The sequence below is a fragment of the Accumulibacter sp. genome, from assembly GCF_036625195.1.
Taxonomy (GTDB): Bacteria; Pseudomonadota; Gammaproteobacteria; order Burkholderiales; family Rhodocyclaceae; genus Accumulibacter.
On record NZ_JAZKUG010000001.1, the window covers coordinates 3168001 to 3187120 of the forward strand.

General features: G+C 67.7%; 16 protein-coding genes. 11 read left to right on the top strand and 5 right to left on the bottom strand.

Features of this window, described 5'->3' with window-relative positions; translation table 11 throughout:
• Positions 1-48 precede the first annotated feature (48 nt).
• The 3 genes from V5B60_RS14080 to V5B60_RS14090 form a co-directional block, all read right to left on the bottom strand.
• On the bottom strand, positions 49-492 hold the full coding sequence (locus V5B60_RS14080; protein ID WP_324601177.1) for a glycine zipper 2TM domain-containing protein: 444 nt from the start codon (positions 490-492) through the stop codon (positions 49-51).
• A 243-nt stretch (positions 493-735) separates the two neighbouring features.
• Positions 736-1065 (bottom strand): hypothetical protein, encoded by a 330-nt coding sequence (locus tag V5B60_RS14085; RefSeq protein WP_332347649.1) that lies wholly within the window; start codon positions 1063-1065, stop codon positions 736-738.
• A gap of 157 nt (positions 1066-1222) precedes the next feature.
• On the bottom strand, positions 1223-3820 hold the full coding sequence (locus V5B60_RS14090) for a hypothetical protein (RefSeq protein WP_332347650.1): 2598 nt from the start codon (positions 3818-3820) through the stop codon (positions 1223-1225).
• A 275-nt stretch (positions 3821-4095) separates the two neighbouring features.
• Between V5B60_RS14090 and V5B60_RS14095 the strand changes: the two genes are divergently transcribed.
• From V5B60_RS14095 to V5B60_RS14115, 5 genes are all read left to right on the top strand, one after another.
• The gene (locus tag V5B60_RS14095; RefSeq protein WP_332347651.1) at positions 4096-4569 is read left to right on the top strand and encodes a DUF2721 domain-containing protein; all 474 of its coding nucleotides are present in this window, start codon (positions 4096-4098) and stop codon (positions 4567-4569) included.
• Positions 4570-4883: 314 nt separating this feature from the next.
• Positions 4884-5459 (top strand): NUDIX hydrolase, encoded by a 576-nt coding sequence (locus V5B60_RS14100; protein WP_332347652.1) that lies wholly within the window; start codon positions 4884-4886, stop codon positions 5457-5459.
• 41 nt (positions 5460-5500) lie between these two features.
• Complete coding sequence (locus V5B60_RS14105) at positions 5501-6859, top strand: hypothetical protein (protein ID WP_332347653.1); 1359 nt, start codon at positions 5501-5503, stop codon at positions 6857-6859.
• A 15-nt stretch (positions 6860-6874) separates the two neighbouring features.
• Entirely contained in the window at positions 6875-8944 is a 2070-nt protein-coding gene (locus V5B60_RS14110; RefSeq protein WP_332347654.1) for an SIR2 family protein, read from the top strand.
• Positions 8945-9097: 153 nt separating this feature from the next.
• The gene (locus V5B60_RS14115; RefSeq protein WP_332347655.1) at positions 9098-11113 is read left to right on the top strand and encodes a methyl-accepting chemotaxis protein; all 2016 of its coding nucleotides are present in this window, start codon (positions 9098-9100) and stop codon (positions 11111-11113) included.
• A 120-nt stretch (positions 11114-11233) separates the two neighbouring features.
• On the opposite strand, the gene cls is transcribed toward V5B60_RS14115, so the two are convergent.
• Both cls and V5B60_RS14125 read right to left on the bottom strand, forming a co-directional pair.
• Positions 11234-12664, bottom strand: coding sequence for a cardiolipin synthase (cls, locus tag V5B60_RS14120; protein ID WP_332347656.1), 1431 nt, complete (start codon positions 12662-12664; stop codon positions 11234-11236).
• A gap of 121 nt (positions 12665-12785) precedes the next feature.
• Entirely contained in the window at positions 12786-13346 is a 561-nt protein-coding gene (locus tag V5B60_RS14125; RefSeq protein WP_332347657.1) for a PEP-CTERM sorting domain-containing protein, read from the bottom strand.
• A gap of 464 nt (positions 13347-13810) precedes the next feature.
• Between V5B60_RS14125 and V5B60_RS14130 the strand changes: the two genes are divergently transcribed.
• The 6 genes from V5B60_RS14130 to V5B60_RS14155 all read left to right on the top strand — a co-directional run bounded on the left by V5B60_RS14130 (position 13811) and on the right by V5B60_RS14155 (position 19056).
• A complete protein-coding gene (locus V5B60_RS14130; RefSeq protein WP_332347658.1) occupies positions 13811-14473 on the top strand; it encodes a MarC family protein in 663 nt (220 codons plus the stop codon).
• 41 nt (positions 14474-14514) lie between these two features.
• Complete coding sequence (locus tag V5B60_RS14135; protein WP_332347659.1) at positions 14515-15855, top strand: OmpP1/FadL family transporter; 1341 nt, start codon at positions 14515-14517, stop codon at positions 15853-15855.
• Between the two features lie 50 nt (positions 15856-15905).
• A complete protein-coding gene (locus V5B60_RS14140) occupies positions 15906-16193 on the top strand; it encodes a hypothetical protein (RefSeq protein ID WP_332347660.1) in 288 nt (95 codons plus the stop codon).
• A 58-nt stretch (positions 16194-16251) separates the two neighbouring features.
• Positions 16252-17124 (top strand): DUF2092 domain-containing protein, encoded by an 873-nt coding sequence (locus V5B60_RS14145; protein ID WP_332347661.1) that lies wholly within the window; start codon positions 16252-16254, stop codon positions 17122-17124.
• A 12-nt stretch (positions 17125-17136) separates the two neighbouring features.
• A complete protein-coding gene (locus V5B60_RS14150) occupies positions 17137-17814 on the top strand; it encodes a hypothetical protein (protein WP_332347662.1) in 678 nt (225 codons plus the stop codon).
• Positions 17815-18171: 357 nt separating this feature from the next.
• Positions 18172-19056: a polyphosphate kinase 2 family protein gene (locus V5B60_RS14155; protein ID WP_332347663.1), complete on the top strand. Its 885-nt coding sequence runs from the start codon at positions 18172-18174 to the stop codon at positions 19054-19056.
• Positions 19057-19120 lie beyond the last annotated feature (64 nt).

Sequence of the window (19120 nt, forward strand, 5' to 3'; positions counted from 1 at the left end):
CGTCCGGGCAGCGAGCGTGACGGGACCCCGCCGGAGACCGGGATTCGATCAGCGTGGCACGACACGAGCGTTTTCTCCGCTACCCTCGATGAAAACCCGCTGGCCCTGGAACAGTGACTGGTTCGTCGGCTGCGTGACCGAGACCAGGACGCCGTAGGAGGTGCGGACGATGATCTGCTGTCCCTGGACAGGCTGGTCGTAGCGCTTCTGGATCTGGTTGCCGGCGATCGCGCCACCGATGGTACCCAGAACCATCGCCACGTCGCGCCCGCTGCCGCCGCCGATCAGGCTGCCGATGCCGAGGCCGGCGAGGCCACCGACGACCGCTCCGACTCCCTGATGCTGGTTGCTCTGCAGATCGACGAAGCTGATCTGCTCGATCACCCCGCTGCGGATTTCCATTTCTCCGGGCTGCTGCCCGGGCGCCGCGCAGGCCGCCAGGAGAACCGCAAACGCGAGCGCTGAAAGGTAGGACGTGACTTGCTTGAACATGTTGGGCTCCTTGAAAGGCGGTTGAGCAGGAGGGGACGGTCGATGGCTGCGTTGCAGCCGCTGCATGATACCTCTTTTCCTGCCGACGTTTCGTCGGCAGCCGCACACCGAACGCCTCGGCTGGCATCCCGACAGCCGCTGCCATCGATCCCTGCGCAGTTCCCCGGCGGCGCGGCACGCGCCCCGCGCGGGCCGTCTTGGCCGGGCAATGGCGGTGTTTCTCGCGTGCGGCGTCGACGGCGGCTACTGCGCCAGATTGCGGCCCGAGACGGCGACGCAGCCCGGCGAGCCGAGCGGGCACACGGTGACGTAGGTTGCCTTCTGTCCGCAGCCCTCGACACCGATCGTGTACTCGGCGCGCTCGATGCCGTTCCAGAGGACGGGCTGCAACAGGTTGGCCGAGAGCACGACGCCGCGTGCCGTCGGGCAGGACATCTCGAACTGGCCGCGGCGTACGGCGGTCAGCAGGGCCTGCTCCTCCTCGCTGGCCAGCATTTGCTGCGGACTGGCGCAGCCGCCGAGAAAAAGCGCGAGAGCCGGAAAAATGAAGATTCCTCGTTGTTTGACTTGCATGACATTCTCCTCGATCGGGAACTGGTCCTGGCGCCGCGCCGCGCTGTCCGGCGCGGCTTGCGAGACAGGGTCCGCGTGTTCCTGGCGCGGCGGCGGCAAGAATGTGGTCGCCGTTGCCAGGGTCGTTGATCCTGCTGCCGGACGCGCTTGCGCTGCGTCAGCGTCTGCCCCCAAAGCCACCGCGAAAGCCGCCGCCGAAGCCTCCACCACCGAAGCGTCCTTCGCCGAAGCCGCCGCCGCCGAAGCGGCCGGCGAAGCTGCTGCCGCCGCCATAGCGGCTGCCCCAGCTGTCACTACCGCCCCAGCCACCGGCGGCACGGTCGCCGCCGCCCCAGCCACCCTGGTAATTGCTTCTGGCCTGCTGTTCGCGGTCGGCCCACGAGGTGTCGCCGGTCGCTGACTGCCAGCCGCCGGCGCCATGTTGCTGCCAGCCGTTGTCGCTGTTGCGGTAGACGTTGCCGTCGGCACCGGCAAAATGGTCGCCGAACAGCCCGCTCGATGTATAGCTCTTGCTCTCGCCGGTTCTGGCGTCGTAAGCGCTGACCGTGTGCTGCGCACTGGCCCCCGCGGGGCCCGCCGTTGCCGTCGCCGTCTTCGACACCGAACTGCCCTGCGGGCCCGTTGCGGTGGCGCTCGAGGCGTACGAGCGCTGGCCGGTGTAGGCGTTGTACGAACCGGCGCGTGCGACATTGCCGCTGACGCCGCCGGCGGTGTCGAAGGTGCGGTCGTAACCGCGCGCCGCCTGGCCGGTATAGGGGTTGTAGCTGCGCCCGGCTGCATACGAGCCGGTCGTGCCGGTGCGAGTGTTGGCATAGGTACCGCTGGCGCTCGTGCCGACGCGACCATCGGCACTGGCGGTCCAACTGCGCGTCCCGGAGTAGACGGTGTTGCCCCAGTGGCCATAGACATTCGCGCTGGCCGAGCCGCAGCAGGGATAGCCCCAGTAGCCCGGGTGGTAGTAGGCGCCACCCCAGTAGGGCGCGGCCCAGGCGGCGGTGGCGAGGCCGAGGCCGAAGCCGAAGCCGAAGCCGACGTAGGGGTTGTAGATCGGTGCGGCAGCCAGTCCCCAGGTGTAGGGCGTCGCATACCAGACGGAACCGATCCACGGCGCGTAGGTGTAGCCGGTGCCATAGACGACGACTCCGTCAGGGGCGACGACGGTTCCCAGGTAGCCTGGCGTGTAGCCGACATAGACCACCTCGCTGCTGCCCCCGTACACCTGGACATAGGTCACGTAATGCAGGGGCGAACTCGGCGGAATGCTGTAGATCACCGCGGGTACGCTGCTGGCGACGGTCCATGGTCCGGTCAGTCCGCTGGCGGTGAACCAGACGCCGGCCTGCACCGCGTAGTAGGCGTTCGCGCTGACCTTGATGACCGGCGTCGCGGTGTTGACGACGTACTGCAGCGGTGTCCCGCCGATCCCGCGCCACTGCGGTGCGCCGTCGAAGGTCGGCGTGAAGGACGGGCCGTTGCGCAGCGGCACGACTGCCGTCTGCGGGATCGAGTTGGCGATCAGCGCCTCCTGCGCCTGCGGTGTGCCGGCGACCGACGCGAGGACGACGCCGGCGGCAGCGTCCTTCGGAATGCGCGCGAAGTCCGCCGGCAGTGAATTGGCGGCGACGAAGGTCCACGGGCCGTTGAGTGACGGAGCCCGATACCAGCGCCCGGAAAGCAGGGTGTAATAATCGTCGTTGGCGGTGTTGACGAGCACATCGGCAGTCGTGTTGTCGGCCCAGAGCAGGCCGGTGCCGGTGATCGGGACGAAGTTCGGTTGCCCCTTGAAGACGACCAGTTCAGCCGGCGTCTGGGTCACGTGGATGGTCGGCACGCCGTTGGCGAGAGACGGCTTCGGGTCCGCCTTCGGGCCGCCGTCGAGCAGGTCCACGATGCCCTTGCCGGCGAGCCGCTGCATCAGGTCGGCGAGCCCAAGCGGTGTCTCGCCTGCGGGCAGCCAGGGCCCGTCGAGCGACGACGCAGCCAGCCAGCCGTCGTAGACGTGCAGGTACCAGGTGCTGCCCAGACGCGGGCGGGCGATCAGCGCCTGCGTGTTGATCACCCGCTCGAAGCGCGACCCGGCAACTGTCCGAATCACCGGGCTGCCGTCGATCGGCACCAGGATTGCCGGACTCTGGCTGATGATGACCCGTGGCGGCTCGTTGCTCACTGCGACGCTCTTCGGCTGCACCGTCTGCGAGGCGCCGAGCTGGCCCTGCAGCAGGTCGAGAGACATGCTGCCCAGCGCCGCCGGCAGGGCGCCGCGCAACTGCTCGAGGTAGGCGAGACCGTTGTCGGCGACGGTCGGGAAGCGCGCTCGCGTCAGCGTCAGGTCTTCGAGGGTGACGGTGCGCGTCGTGCGATCGACGGCGGTGCGCGCGCTGCCCCAGATGACGCCAAAGGTCTGCTGGTTCGCGCCGCTGCCCGGCAGCGACACGGCGGCGCGGAAGGCGAGCGTGTTGCCCTGCCAGCCATCGACCTGTGGCAGGTACACCAGGGCCGTCGCGTTGGCCAGCGCGACCTGGCGTGGCCAGGCGTCAGCCTGCGGCGGCTGTGCGGCAGGCTCCGCAGCGGTGTCGCCGGCGCTCATCGCTGCGCCGTTGGGCAGTACGGCGGGGCCGCTGCCGGGGATGACGTCGATCACCTGCAGGGGAGGACCCATCGGTTGCTGGTTGGCACAGCCAAGTGGTCCGAGCAGGGCGATTGCGATCAGGCAGGCAAGCCCGCCGGGGGCCGGTGTGCGTGGCGTCATCATCATCGGGGTGTCCTCGAGGGGATGGCTGGCGAGAGCAGGTGGCGGAGTATCGCGCTGCCCGTCGCACCGGTCAAGGTCGGCTGGTGCCGTGGCGGCGAGAGGCGGCGTTGCCGGGCATGGGCACGCTTCGCCGCGTGGGCTTCGCGGACAGTGGGGCGGGGTCTGCAGCACGCGCTTGGCGGTTTGCGCCGCAGCCGACAGTCGGCTAGAGTCGAGTCGCTGCCCGCACGGGTGGCGCACGCTCGTCAATGGCAGGAACCCAGGCAGGAGGTCGGCCGATGCTCACGCTCTCGAACCAGGTCTCATCGGTGGCGCAGGTGATCCAGCTCGCCGTTGCGCCGGTGTTCCTGCTCGCCGGCGTCGGTGCCCTGCTCGGCGTTCTCGCCAACCGGCTGGCGCGGGTGATCGACCGCTTCCACGTGCTCGAGAAGCTGCTGGCCGGCAGCCTGCCGGCGACGGAGCGCGCACAGACGCTCGCCACGATCGTCTCGCTGTCGCGAAGGGCGCGCATGATCCACTGGGCGATCAGCCTCTGCGTCGCCTGCGAACTGCTGGTCTGCCTCGTCGTCGCTGCGCTCTTCATCGGAGCCGAGATGCAGATCGACCTGTCGCGCCCGATCGGCGCGCTGTTCGTCGCCGCGATGCTGGCGCTGATTGCCGGCCTGACCTGCTTCCTGCGCGAGATCGCTCTCGCCACGAGCTTCATCGAGAGCATCGGGCGGACGGCGGCGCGTGCCGAGCAAGAGACCTGACGCGATCTCCCGCGCTGGCTGCAGCACCGGCCATCGCCTCATCGCCTGGCCGGCGCCCGGGCGACCACGGGCCGCGGTGGCACCCCGTCGCCCTGAGCCGCGGCAATTGCACGTCGCGCTGCTGCTCTTGGCAGCGTCACGGGAGCTGACAGGGCGGCAGCCGGGAGCGTGGCTGTCCGCTGCCGTGCGGGGGCGCAGCGAAATTGACGCGTGCGCGGGCGGTCGCTATGCTTCCCGGCGTGCCGCGCGGCAACCGGGAAAGGATCGGGTCGCCGAGCTGCGGGGCGAGTGTACATGGGGCGGGAAGGGGTGCCATGGGAAGGGTGGAAGTTCGCGGTCGTCGGCGCCTGCTCGACGACTTCTTCAAGGTCGACGAAGCCGAGGTGAGCTTCGAGCGTGCCGATGGTTCGATGACGCCGCCCGCGCGGCGGCTCGTCTTCGAGCGCGGCGACTCGGTCGCCGCCGTCGTCTACCACCGCGATTCGGACCGCCTGCTCTTTGCCGAGCAGTTTCGCTATCCGACCGTCGGCAAGGGTTCCGGCTGGCTGCTCGAAGTCGTCGCCGGCATGATCGACCGCGGCGAGTCGCCGGAGACCGCCTTGCGCCGCGAGATCGAGGAGGAACTGGGTTTTGCGCTCACCCGCTGCGAGCCGATCGCCACCTTCTTCGTCTCTCCCGGGGGCTCGTCCGAGCGCATCTGGCTCTACTACGCCGAGGTCAGCGAGGACGGGCGCGTCGGCAGCGGCGGCGGCGTTGCTGCCGAGCAGGAGGAGATCCGCATTGTCAGCATGTCGACGGCAACGGCGATGGACGCGCTGCGCGAAGGTGCGCTGGTCGATGCGAAGACGATCATCGGTCTGCAATGGCTGCGCGCGCGAGCACTGCCGTAGTTCCATGGCCGGGCGGGCCGCACGGGGAGAAGGGGAACGACATGGCGAACGAACAGCGGAGCGAGGACACGGGGCGCCTGTGTTTCGTCATCATGCCCTTCGGCGAGAAGGATGATCACGGCAAGCTGATCGACTTCGACGCGGTCTACCGGCAGATCATCAAGCCGGCGGTGGACTCGCTGGCGCAGGAGCGGATTCGCATCCGTTGCCTGCGTTGCGACGAGGTCGAGAAGGCTGGCCTCATCCACGAACGGATGATCAACTTCATCCTCGACGCCGAGGTTGCAGTGGTCGACATCAGCACCGCCAACCCCAACGTGTACTACGAACTCGGCGTGCGCCATGCGCTCAGGGATCGGGTGACGGTGCTCATCCGCCGCGAAGGAACGCGCAATCCCTTCAACATCGCCGGCATGAACACCATCGACTACGACGACTCGGATACGGAGAAGATTGCGCAGGCGCAGTCTCTGATCCGCAGCTTCATTCGCAACGGTTTGCTGTCGAGCACGCGCGACAGCCTCGTCCATGCCGCTGTACCGGGCCTCGAGGTCAGTTCGCGGCTGGGCGCCTTCGCCGCTTCGCGAATCCATCGCCATGCACCGGCGAATGCGCCTGGCAGGGAGATTCGGCTGATCACCGGCAATCTGCGGCATGTCAATCTCGACTCGGGCAGTGCCGACGACCAGATCGACATCTGGGTCAGCTCGGAGAACATCAACATGCAGATGGCGCGTGTCTTCGATGCCTCCGTCTCGGCGCTGATCCGCTATCTCGGGGCACGCCGCGACGACGTCGGCGATATCGTCGAGGACACCATCGCCGACGAACTGCGCGCCAGGATGCGTGGCCGGCAGCAGGTGAACCCGGGCATGGTGGTGTCGACCGGCAGCGGCGCCTTGGCCGAGTCGCACCATGTACGGCGAATCTTCCACGTCGCGTCGGTCTACGGCGTCATTGGTGGCGGCTATCACCCGATTGCGCAGGTGGAACAGTGCGTGACGGCAGCGCTGGTGCAGGCCGATCGCGAATCGGCGCGTCTGGAGAAAGCGGGCGAGGCACCGTATCGGTCGATCCTGTTTCCGCTGCTGGCGACCGGCAGCGGCTCCGCCAGCCTGGTCGACAACGCCCGCAAGCAGCTCGAAGCCGCGCGCAACTACCTCGAAGCGCGGGCGGCAGCGACCCGGCTCGAGCGTGTGTGTTTCCTGGCGCCGACGAAAAGGCACCTGTCGGCGCTGCAGGTGGCGCTGGCCGAGCTCGGCATCGCCGAGGTGGACCATGTTGCCGTCGCCGGAGCCGCGGGGCAGGCGGCGCAGGTCGCGCAGACTGATCGCGTGAGCGCCCCCGACTGCGGCCATGCGGGCGCGCCCGTTCATGCCGTGGCCGACGGCGGCCGCTGAAGCGGGGCGCAACCAATGCCAGCCAGGAACCCTCCCGAACCTCCAGCGCCGGTCGCTGCCGCCACTGCCACGACGGCGCCCGAGCTGCCGATTCCGCCGCAGCTGCTGCAGCACCTGCGCGAGCGCCGGCTGCTGCTGTTCGCCGGCGCCGGGCTGTCGGCGCAGGCCGGGCTGCCGACCTGGCGATCGCTGGTGCAGGATGTCGTCGACGCGACGATCGCCGAAACGATGCAGGGTGAGGAGTCCCGCCGCGAGCTGGAGAGCATGATTGCTGCCGGCAAGTGGCTGCAGATCGCCGATCACTGCAAGCTCAAGCTCGGCCCCGGCGAGTATGCACGGCTGCTCGGCGAACGGCTCAGCGACTCCGGCAGGCCGGTGCCCGAAGCGCATCGACTGGCCGTCCGGCTGCCCTTTGCCGCCTGGGTGACGACCAACTACGACAAGCTTCTGGAGCGCGCCTACGCCGAGGAGCGTGGCGGTCTGCCGAAGACCCTGACCAGCCTCGACACTGAAGCGCTCGGGCGTCTGTTGTTCGATGGCGCGCCCTTCGTGCTCAAGGCGCACGGCGATCTCGACAAGCCGGACAGCCTCGTCTTCACCTCGCGCGACTATCGTGACCTGATCCACGGCAATGCGGCGTTCAGCGCCGTGTTCTCGTCCATCCTGCTGACGCACTCGGTGCTCTTCGTCGGCTATTCGCTCGCCGATCCCGATTTCAACCTGCTGCTCGACCGCCAGCTCCTCACCTTCCGTGGCTTTGCTCCGGAGCGTTATGCGCTGATGTCCGGCATCGGCAAGGTCGAGGAGGAGTACCTCTGGCGCGTCTGCCAGATTCGCGTCATCGCCTATCCCGAGGGACAGCATGAGGCGGTTCCCGCCTTCTTCCAGAGCCTTGCCGATCGGCTCGCGGCAGCACCCGCAGCGACCGTGTCCAGTGTCGCGCGGGTGGCCTCGGTAGCCGTGGCGACGCCGGCGCGGCGCGCGACCCGGGCAGCCCCTGCTCCAGCGGCAGTGGCAACACCCGCCGTCCTCGCTCTCGACTGGCGCGAAGGGGCCGTGCAGGCGATGCTCAGTGACGGTGGCAAGCTCGTTGCCACCGCTTCCGGGCCGCGCGAAGCCTGGGCAGCGCCCGCCGCGGCGTCGCGCGCGCTGGAGTCGGGAAGCGACCGCGAGGGCTCGCTCGCCGAGTGCAGCGGTGCCTTGGGGCGGACGCTCGGGCCGGTGATGGTGAAAGCCCTCGCCAACGCGCTGCAGGGGCGGCGCAGCCGCCCGCTGCGGCTCGACCTGACGCGCGAGGTGGAGCGTCTGCCGTGGGAGCTGCTCGCAGCCGGTTCGCGGACGCTGGCAGAACTGGCGGCGGTCTACCGTGCACCGGTTGGCGTCTCCGAGAGCGCACGGGGCCTGCCGGCGGTCGCTTCACCGTTGCGTGCGCTGGTGGTCGCCGATACGAAGAGCGCCGAGCCGGCGCTGGCGCTGCCGGGTGCGGCCGCCGAGGGGCGCGCGGTGGCCGATGAAATCCGCGCCAATGGCGTCGGTGAGGTGAGACTCCTGCTCGGCCAGGATGCAACGCATGACGCGCTGGCGAGGGCTTTCGACGATTTCGCGCCGGATGTCTTCCACTTCGCCGGTCATGCCTGGTTCGACGAGCACGAGGCCTACCTCGAACTCGCCGACCGCCACCTGACGGCAAGCATGATGCGGCCCTGGCTGACGCGGCATTCGCCCGCCTTCATGTTTCTCAACTCGCACTACACGGCATTCATTCCGGCTGGCGTCGAGGGCCAGGGCGGTGCCCATGCGGCAACGGTCAGCGCCGGGTTGCGCGGGCGCCCCGGTTTTGCCGACCTCGCCATGCGCAGCGGCGTCGGCGCCTTCCTCGGCACCTACAGCGGCGCGATCGACGACAGCGGCGCCCGCGACTTCGCCCTCGCCCTCTTTCGCGGGCTGTTGCAAGGCCACAGCGTGGCCGGTGCGCTGCAGGCGGCGCGTGCCCTGGCGCGCGAACAGCAGAGCGCCACCGCGTTGCTGTACTGCCTGTACGGCGAGGGCGCGCTGCGATTGGTCGATGCCGGAGGGGGAGGCTGAGCGGCTGTGAAGAGATCGCCGCAAACAGGGCGAGATGCAAGGCGCAAGGGAGCGAACGACGAGACACATCGAATGGATGGGCGGGGAGTGAGCGAGTGAGCACCGCCGCCGATCGGTCGCGCACTAGAACAGCAACGAAAGGATCGCTGCACCATGTCGTTGATCGGCTTGTTGGCAAGATTCGGGAACCAGAAGATCTGGGTGCGCCTGATCGTCTCGATCGGGGCCATGACCATTGCCTCATGGGCGGTCATGATCCTGTGGACGGCGCGCGTCAGCGAGGAGGCGGCGATCGTGCAAGCGCAGGACTTCGCGATCAGTGCGCACGACATGGTGCTCGCCGGGCTGACCGGCATGATGGTCACCGGCACCATGCCGCAACGCGAGGTGTTCATCGACCAGATCAAGCAACTGCCCAGCATCCGTCAGCTGCGGGTCCTGCGCGCCGAGGCGGTGACGAGGCAGTTCGGCGCCGGGGCCGAGGACGAGCGACAACACGACACTCGGGAAGCGCAGGTGCTCGCGACGGGCGAGGCGTACTCCGCGGTCGAGGCGACGGGCAGTGGCGAGGAGGCACTGCGGGTGATCCGGCCGGCGCTGGCGCAGGAGAACTATCTCGGCAAGAACTGCACGACCTGCCATGCCGTGCCGCCGGGCACCGTTCTTGGCGCGGTCAGCATGAAGATTTCACTGCAGAAGACGCAGGAGGCTGTCGCACGCCAGCGCATGCAGACCGTCCTGGCGGCGGTCCTGCTGACCGTTCCGATGCTGTTCATCATCTTCCTGTTCATCCGCCGGGTGGTGACGCGACCGCTCGCGCACGGCATGGACGTGGCACATGCGGTCGCCGCCGGGAAGCTCGACAACGAGATCGAGGTTGCCTCGAAAGACGAGGTCGGCGACCTGCTGACGACGATGAAGCGGATGCAGGAACGTCTCAACGACGTCCTGCAGGAAGTCGAGAACTGCGGGCTGAGCATGGGCCAGTCGTCCTACCAGATTTCGTCGATCTCGAACGAGATCGCGCGGGTGAGCCAGGAGCAGCAAAGCCGTTCCGGCGAGGTCGATGGCGCGATGTCGCGGCTCGACGAGATCTCTCGCCAGGCACTCGCGCAGGCGCTCGCCGCGGTCGAGCGCTCGAACGGCGTCGAGGGCATGGCGCGCGCCGGGATTGCCAGCGTCGAGAGCAGCATCGATGCGCTCGAGACCACGTCCGAGCGGGTCGAGCAGGTGTCCGGGGAGATTCGCGACCTGCAGCGGTCGGCGCGCGAGATCGACGAAATCGCCGCCTCGATCAAGGATGTCGCGGGACAGACCAACCTGCTCGCACTCAATGCGGCCATCGAGGCGGCGCGTGCCGGTGAGCAGGGGCGGGGCTTCGCGGTCGTGGCGGACGAGGTGCGCAAGCTCGCCGAACGCAGCAGCAAGTCGGCCGAGCGCGTCGGGAGCATCATCGGGCATCTCGCCGAGCAGGTGAGCCGTGTCGTGTCGACCATGGACGCACTGGTGGCGTCGGTCGGCCAGACGCGCGAGGAATCGCGTCGCATGGCCGAAACGATCGAGCACATCTCGAGCAACGTTGCCGAAACGGTGCGTGCGAACCAGAGCATCGCGACGGCCAGCACGCGGCAGCTCGATCAGTCCGGGTTGCTCCGGCAGACGCTCGATACGCTGTTCCAGACCCTGCGCGAAGCGAGCAACAAGGTCGAGGTCACGGCCACGATCAGCGATGACCTGCGCTCGGTCGCGGCGCGCCTCAACGCGATCATGGCCAGCTTCTCGTTCACCCACAGTCCGCTGATCGACAAGGCGCAGCACGAACAGCGTCGCGCACCGCGCCTGCCGAGCAGCCTGCGGGTCATCGTGCAGCAAGGGGGTGAGAGCTTCGACGGCATCACCAGCGACGTCTCGCTGGTCGGCGCGCGCCTGCGTCTGGGACGGCCGGTCAAGACCAACCAGACACTCAGCCTGGCGATCTTTCTGCCGGCACAGGAGATGGCGCACTATGAGCAGCAGGCTCCCCTCAGGCTCGCTGGGCGTGTCGCATGGAGCGAGGTCGCGAACGGTGGCGGCTGCCTCTGCGGTGTCGAGTTCTCTGCGCTGGACGAAGAGCAGCGAGCCGGCCTGGCCCGCTGCTTCGAGTACTTCGGCAAACAGCCCGCATTTTGATTGCGGTGACAGTATATTGATTCCAGCGCGTCCGGACTCGATCCGCCCGGGTGCTGCACCACTGATCGCGTTGTCGGTCCGCTGGCACCTCGCGTGGCGGCCGACCCCAGCGGCACGGCATCAGAGCAGAGGACTCATCACCTGGATCGCGTTCTCGAGCAGTCGCCGCCAGAGTGGGCGGGCGCGCCACTGTTCGAGTTCGAGGGCTTGCGAGCGCGACTCGTACTGGCGCTGCAGTGCGCGTACCTCGGCCGAGAAGCGCTGGTCGTAGGCGATCAGCGAGACCTCGAAGTTGAGTTCGAAGCTACGCAGGTCGAGGTTCACGGTGCCGAAGATCGTGATCTGTTCGTCGATCACCATGCTCTTGGTGTGCAGCAGCCCGTCACGGAAGCGGAGCAGGGTGATGCCGGCGGCCAGCAGGTCGTCGTTGTAGGCATCGCTGGCGTAGCGCACGAGCCGCGAGTCGATCCTTTCCGGGACGATCAGGGTGACCGCGACGCCGCGTGTGGCGGCCGAACGCAGCGCGGTGAACAGCGTCTCGCTGGGAACGAAATAGGGCGTGGTGAGCACGATCTCGCGGCGCGCCGAGTAGATGGCCGTCAGCAGCAGTTCCTCGATGTGGCGGGTCGATGTTTGCGGTCCGGAAGGGAAGATCTGGACGCGGCAGTTGTCGGTCAGCGAGAGGATCGGCGGTTCCGGCGGAGCGAAGTCGTGTCCGGTCTGCAGCGCCGTCAGCGACAGCGAAACGGCTTCGAGGGCCCAGGCCGCCGGTCCCTCGATGCGGACCATGGCGTCGACCCATTCGCCGACGCCTGCATCCTGCTTGAAGAAGCGCGGGTCGGCGATGTTCATGCTGCCGGTGTAGGCGACGCCGCGGTCGATGACGGCAATCTTGCGGTGGTCGCGCAGGTCGAGGCGGACGAAGAGCGCACGCAGCGGATTCACCGGCAGGATTTCGACGACCTCGACGCCGGCTGCGCGCAGCCGCTCGATCGCCTCGGAACGGAAGAAAGGCCTGCTGCCCAGCGAATCCATCAACGCCCGGCAGCTGACGCCGCGTTGCGCGGCGTTCACCAGCGCGCTCACCAGATCGTCGACGAAGCCGCCCGGGCTCCAGATGTAGAACTCGAGGTGTACCGAGTTGCGGGCGACGTTGATGTCGGCGAGCAGCGAGCGGATCACCGCTTCGCTGTCGGCGAGCAGGCGCAACCGGTGACCGGCCATCACCGGCAGGCCGGTGAGCCCGGTCGCCAGCCGGCTGATGCTTTCGGCGGCGGAACTCAGGCTGGCCGACGTCACCACGTCGGTCGCCGGAATGCCGCGCGCCCAGCGGACGACCTGTGGCTGCAGGCTGATCGCTCTCTGCATCCAGGTCCTGCCGAGGCGGCGTTCGCCGATCAGGAGGTACATCAGGGCGCCGATCGCCGGCACCAGGATGACCAGCAGCAACCAGGCGAGCGCCGACCCGCGCGAACTGCGGTGCGAGAAGATGCGCAGGACAACCGCCACCGCCAGCAGGAAGTAGACGACGTACAGGAAGCTGAGGAACATGGCACCGAGTATGCGGCCGCTTCCCTCGCCCGGTCAAGGAAGGGCCGGCGGCTGATGCCCTGGTGCTGCGCGGTGCGCCACTGGGGACGGCAGGCGACCAAGGCACGCCGTCCCGCATCGCTCAGGGCTGCTGCTGCCGGCGCCTTGCCATCCAGCCGACGAGTCCGAGGCCGGCCATCAGCATGCCGTAGGTTTCCGGCTCAGGTACCGGCGCCGTGGCGTAGAGGGCCGCGTTCGACGATGCCGTCAGGTTGTAGGTGATGACATCGAGATTGGTGCCGGCGCCGGCATCGAGCTTGTAGAAAGCCGTGCCATTCTCGCCGGTGGTGCCGCCCCCGCGGTGGATGCCGATGTAGGTGATGCCGTTGAGCGGCATGTTGAAGTTGATCGAGGTCGCGCCGCTGAGCGGGGTCAGCTTCTCGATCCATGTGCCGCCGGTACCGGGAAGGCCGAGGCTGGCGAGGATCTGGTCCACGGAGGCTTGGTCGGTGGGACTGTTGCTGATCAGGTTGCCCGCGTAGTAGCCGGCGCAACTGATGAACGAGGCGCCGCTGATGTCGCCGGCGCCGCAGGCGGGCGCGACCAGAGGGGGCAGAGCCGCATGGGCCGAGCTGCCGATGAGTCCGAGGAGCGCGACGCTTGCGGCGGCAAGCGAGGACTTGGCGCGATGTGAAACTGACATGGGAACCTCCGAATGTTGTTGAACGATTGAATCGAGCGCGCTGCGGGGATCGCAGCGGACTACTCGCATTCGGAATAAGCAAACTTGATGCCATGCGATAATATGGCGATTAATAAGTTGTTTTTCTTTTCGATCCGGCGATCTGTAAGATTTTCCGACAAGCTGCGCCGGTCGAACGACGTCGCCGGCCTGCGGGGAGTCAGGCGCGCGTGACGAGGCTGTGGACTCCAGTTTGCGAACCGTGGCAGACTCGCCCCTGCGCTACGCCAGCCGACTTGCTGCCGGCGCGTCGCGGCGGGTGTGTGGCTACCTGGTCGGCCATGCACGTGGCACCGTCCTCAGGGCAGTTCCCGGCCACCTGCCATCAGTTCTGCGTCGACGGTGGGCAGCACCCGCAGCGATCGGAGATCTCTGGGCCTGCCTGGATCTGTTGCTGTCACTGTCACCCTTTCTGCGGAGCGCGGATGACACCCGAACTCAGCCTCTTCATCAGCCTGTTCACGACCCTGCTGGCGATCATCAACCCGCTCGAGGCGATTCCGGTCTATCTCGGGCTGATTGACGGCAAGCCGGCCGACGAGCAGCGGCGGGTGGCGCGGGATGCCTGCCTGTACGCGCTGCTGCTCAGCTTCTTCTTCCTGCTATTCGGCACGCTGCTGCTGCGTGTCTTCGAAGTGCCGTTGAGCATGGTGCGGGTGGTCGGCGGCGTCATCCTGACGCGGGTCGGCTTCGACCTCTTCAACCCGCCAGCGTCCGGTGGCATCATTCCGCGCGGCAACGAAGAAGGAGGGAACATCGCTTTCGTGCCGCTGGCGATGCCGATCATGTTCGGACCGGGCGCCATCGCGACGCTGATCAGCATGGCGTCGACGATCAAGCAGTCGGCCGCAGAGCTGATGCACTTCGTTGCTGCCAGCGCGGCGATCGTCGCCTGCATGGCGGTGACCTACCTGTCGCTGACCTACGCCAAGCCGATCCTGCGCCGCATCGGCCGGCAGGGGATCGACGCGGCGACGCGAATCGTCGGCTTCTTCGTTGCGGCGATGGGAATGGGCCTGATCTTCAATGGCGCGGTCGAGTTCCTGCAGCCGTACCAGGCCGCTGGCAGGGTGGCGCTCGCGTTGTGAACGGTTTATGCTTGCGCCGCGTTTGGCTGAGGGGGAGGGAAATGATGCGGAATAGCCAACAGGCGGCCGGACGGCCGCGCGTGAGCAATCGGGCGAGACGGCTGGCGATGGTCGCGAGCCTGTCCGTGCTCGCCGTCGGCCAAGCCAGTGCCGGCGGCATCAGCCTTTACGAGGTCGGGACGGCAGATGTCGGCCTGGCTTCGGCGGGCTACGGCGCGCGTGCGCAGGATGCGTCGACGGTGCTCACCAATCCGGCCGGAATGACCCGTCTGGCGGGAACGCAGGTGCTGGCGGCGGCGCAGCTGCTCTACGGCGACGTCGATTTCTCGCGCGCTGCCGGCACCTCGCCGGCTCTCGGCAGCAACGAGGGCGGCAACCCGATCGGCTGGTTTCCCGGCGGCAGCTTCTTCATCACCCAGCAGGTCACGCCCGACCTGAGCGTCGGCTTCGGTACCGCCGGCAACTTCGGTCTGGCGGTGAAGTACGATTCGAGCTGGGTGGGGCGTTACTACGGCCAGGAAGGCACGCTGATCGGCCTGTCGCTGCTGCCGTCGATCGCCTACAAGGTGAATGACCGGCTCTCGCTCGGCGCGACGGTGAACGCGATGTTCGGCATCATGAAGCAGCAGGTGGCGATCAACAATCCGGGAGCTTTCGGCCGTCCCGATGGCCGGCTCGAGGTGAGCGATCGCGAATGGGGCTGGGGGTTGAACCTGGGGCTTCTCTACGAGGTCGATCCGGCAACCCGTCTCGGGCTGACGTGGAATTCGCAGGTCAAGCTCGACTTCTCGGCGCGTCCCGATTTCTCCGGACTGTCGCCGGTCCTCGCGGCAGCATTGGCGAGCCGTGGCGCCCAGCGCGCCAACCTCGACCTCGGCATCCACGTGCCGCAGGGCGTCATGGCCAGCGCCTTCCACCAGATCAATGACCAGTGGGCAGTGCTCGGCAGCGTCGGCTGGCAGCAGTGGTCGAAGTTCGGCAAGGTGGACATCGGCATCAGCGATACGCGGAATCCCGCCAGCCTGACGACCGACCTCGATTTCAAGGACACCTGGCACGTCGCGCTCGGCGGCCAGTACCGCATCTCGCAACCCTGGCTGCTGAATTTCGGCATCGCCTATGACTCGGCTTTCCAGAGCGGTGACATCCAGTCGCCGCTGCTGCCGGCGAACAGCGCCTGGCGCTTCGGCGTCGGCGTGCAGAACGAGGTCGACCGCAGCTTCAACTGGGGGCTGTCGGCGGAGTACGTCCATGGCGGTACGCTCGACCTGCAGAAGAGCGGCGAGGCGCCGCTCCTTCTCGGCGGGCGTGGCGACGTCGAGGGTGCTTACCGCAACACCGGCGTGCTGTTCATGGCCGCCAATTTCAACTGGAAGTTCTGACGCCGGGCGGCGACTGCGCCGCCGGTCTGATTGACGATTGGAGGAATGACATGAAGAAGATCCTTCCCGTTTTTCTGCTGGTCGCCGCAGCGGCCGCCGGCGGCTACGCCTGGGCGCAGCAGTATCCGCTTCTCGACATGGTTGCCGGCAGGGTCGTTCAGAAGTACCAGCAAGCGAGCTGCCAGGAACTGTGGGTGCAGCGGTCGGAGCCGAAGTCGCCGCGCGAGCAGGAGGTGCTGCAGATGCTGCGCAGCGATCCGGCGATGCGCACCGAGTTCATCAATCGCGTGGCCGCGCCGATCGCCAACAAGATGTTCGAATGCGGGATGATTCCCTGAGCCTTTGCCGGACCGGCAACAGGGCGGACCCGTTTCTTTTTTTTTGCGGAGAGAGTCGATGATCGATCTTCATCATCTGGTGCGGCGGGCGGCGATGCTCGTTGCCGGGTTTTTTCTCGTCGCTGGGATGCAGGCGCAGGCGGCCGATCCCGTCGGCGGCCAGGCGGCCAAGCCGGCCAAGGTCGCGGCTGCGACGAGCAGGAAGGCTGCTGCCCCGGCTGCCGGCAAGCCGGTCTTCGAGCAGCGCGCGCTCGATCTGCTGAAGGCGATGAGCGAGCGACTGATGACGGCACGTTCGTTGTCCTTCACGGCGCAGGTGACCTATGAACATCCGAGCCGCCTCGGGCCGCCACTGGCGTTCATGACGATCTCCGAGGTGCTCATGCAGCGTCCAGACAAGCTGCGTGTGCTGACTCTCGGCGATGGCCCCGCCTCCGAGTTCTACCTCGACGGCAAGACGATGACCGCCTTTTCGCCGGCCGAGAACTTCGTCGCCGTGACGGCTGCGCCGCCAACGATCGACGAGGCCCTGAAAGTGGCATTCCGCGATGCCGGCATCTACTTCCCGTTCGCCGACGTGCTGCTCGCCGACCCGTACGCCAACCTCGCCGCCGGTCTCGGCACGGCCTTCGTCGTCGGCCAGTCGAAAGTCGTCGGCGGGACGACGACGCAGGTGGTGGCCTTCGCCAACAACGAGGTCTTCATGCAGCTGTGGATCGGCGCCGAGGACAAGCTGCCGCGGATGCTGCGTGCGGTGTATCGCCGCGATCCGCTGCGCCAGCGCCATCAGATGGAGCTGTCGAACTGGAAGGTGGACCCGGTGGTGGCAGCGAGCGACTTCACGACGGCGAAGGCGGCCAGCGCGGTGGCCATCCCGTTTGCCCATCCGGCAGCGAAGCCGGCAGCCGCGGCAGCGGCCAGATCGCAGTAAGGGGAGGCAGACATGAAAACAATCATCATCGTGGTGGGTGGCCTCGCCGGGGGTCTGTTGCTGGCCGGCGAAGCGGCCGCCTGGGGCAGCGCCAACCGTTTCGGCGGCAGCACCGAGCACGTCGCCGGCGTCGGCACCGAGCACACCAACGCCTGGGGTGGCAGCACCGAACATGCCTTTGGTGGCGGCACCGAGCATACCAACGTCTATGGCGGCAGCACCGCCGGTCGCTACGGCGACGGCGTCGAGCACACGAACATGTATGGTGGGACGACCGCCGCCCGCTACGGCGACGGCGCCTATCACGTCGCCCCCGATGGCGCAGCGGCCTACCGCCCGCCGGCTCCCTACTATCCGTATCACCCGCCGGCGGCAGTGGCCTATTACCCGGCGACCGGCTGTGTGGGCTGTGCGGCAGCCGCGGGCGCCGTCGTCGGTGTCGCCGCCGGCGCGGCGGTCGCTTCGGCGAATACCGCGGCGGCGACGAGCAACGCCTATGCCTCCGGCTATGCTGCCAGCAGCGCGACGACGGCAGCCGCCTACGCGATGGGAACCAGCTACGCGACGCTGCCTGCCGGCGCGACGGTGGTGCAGAAGTTCGGCACCACCTACTACCTCGTCGGCAACACCTGGTTTCTGCCGGCGTATGGTGCGAACGGGGTCTACTATCGCGTGGTGCCCGCACCTTGATGGCAGCGCCAGCGACGGCCGAGAGCAGCCAGCGGGGTGGCAGCTACCACAACGGTCTGATCCAGCCGTTCATCAACTCGGCCGGCTACCGGTGAGCAGGCGGCTGTCCGCCTGCTACCACGTCGTCCATCCCGATGACGCCTCGAACTGGCAGTTGCGGGGGCAGGTGCAGCGGATGTTCCCGAAGTGATCGCCGGCTGTTCATTCCCGGCAGTGCCCGGTTGATCGACGATCGCTTCGCCAGCTGCCGGACGGTGCGGCACATGAAGCACGCCACTTTGGTCAATCAGTCGCTGCAGCCGCACGTCGTCGCGGGCTGAGGCGAACCGGTCCCACTGTCTGGAGAGGAGGTAAGTGATGGATTACCGCAAGCAGTTCATGGTCACCCCGGGCGAGAAGCTCAGCCTGGCGAGGATCGATCCGTCGCAGAGCGGGCCGCATGCTTCGGCCGAGGCGGCACTGCCGGAGGTGCAGAAGAACGTCGCGCGCATGGACGAGTTGCAGGCGCTGCTCTACGCCGACGGTGGCCAGTCGCTGCTGGTCGTCCTGCAGGCGCTCGACGCGGCCGGCAAGGATGGCGTCGTGCGCCACCTGTTCAGCGGCATGAACCCGCAGGGCACGCGCGTCTTCGGCTTCAAGCAGCCGAGCGCCGACGAGGCGGCGCACGACTTCCTCTGGCGCGCGCACCAGCGGACGCCGGCGAAGGGCGAGGTCGTCGTCTTCAACCGTTCGCATTATGAGGATGTGCTCGTCGTGCGCGTCCACGACCTGGTGCCGAAGGCGGTCTGGTCGAAGCGCTATGCGCTGATCAACGATTTCGAGAAGATGCTCGCGCAGAACGGCACGCGCATCCTCAAGTTCTTCCTGCACATCAGTCCGGACGAGCAGCTGGCCCGCTTCAAGCAGCGGCTCGACGACCCGGCGCGCAACTGGAAGATCAGCGAGTCGGACTATTCGGAGCGCGAACTGTGGTCGGACTACGTCACCGCCTACGAGGAGGCGCTGAGCCGGACGAGCAGCAAGGAAGCGCCGTGGTACGTCATCCCGGCCAACCACAAGTGGTTCCGCAACCTGGCGATTTCGCAGATCATCGTCGACACGATGGAAGCGATGGGACTCAAGACGCCGCCGACGCGGGTGAACCTGCAGGAAATTGCCGCCAAGTACCACGCCGCGGAGGCGGCGCAGGAGAAGCGCACGGGCACCGCCAAGGCCGCCAACAAGCGCGGCGCGAAGGCGTAGACGGCAGCCGCCGACCGGGACGAGTGCCCGGCAACGGCCGACCCGTCGGGAATGTGCCGCCGCG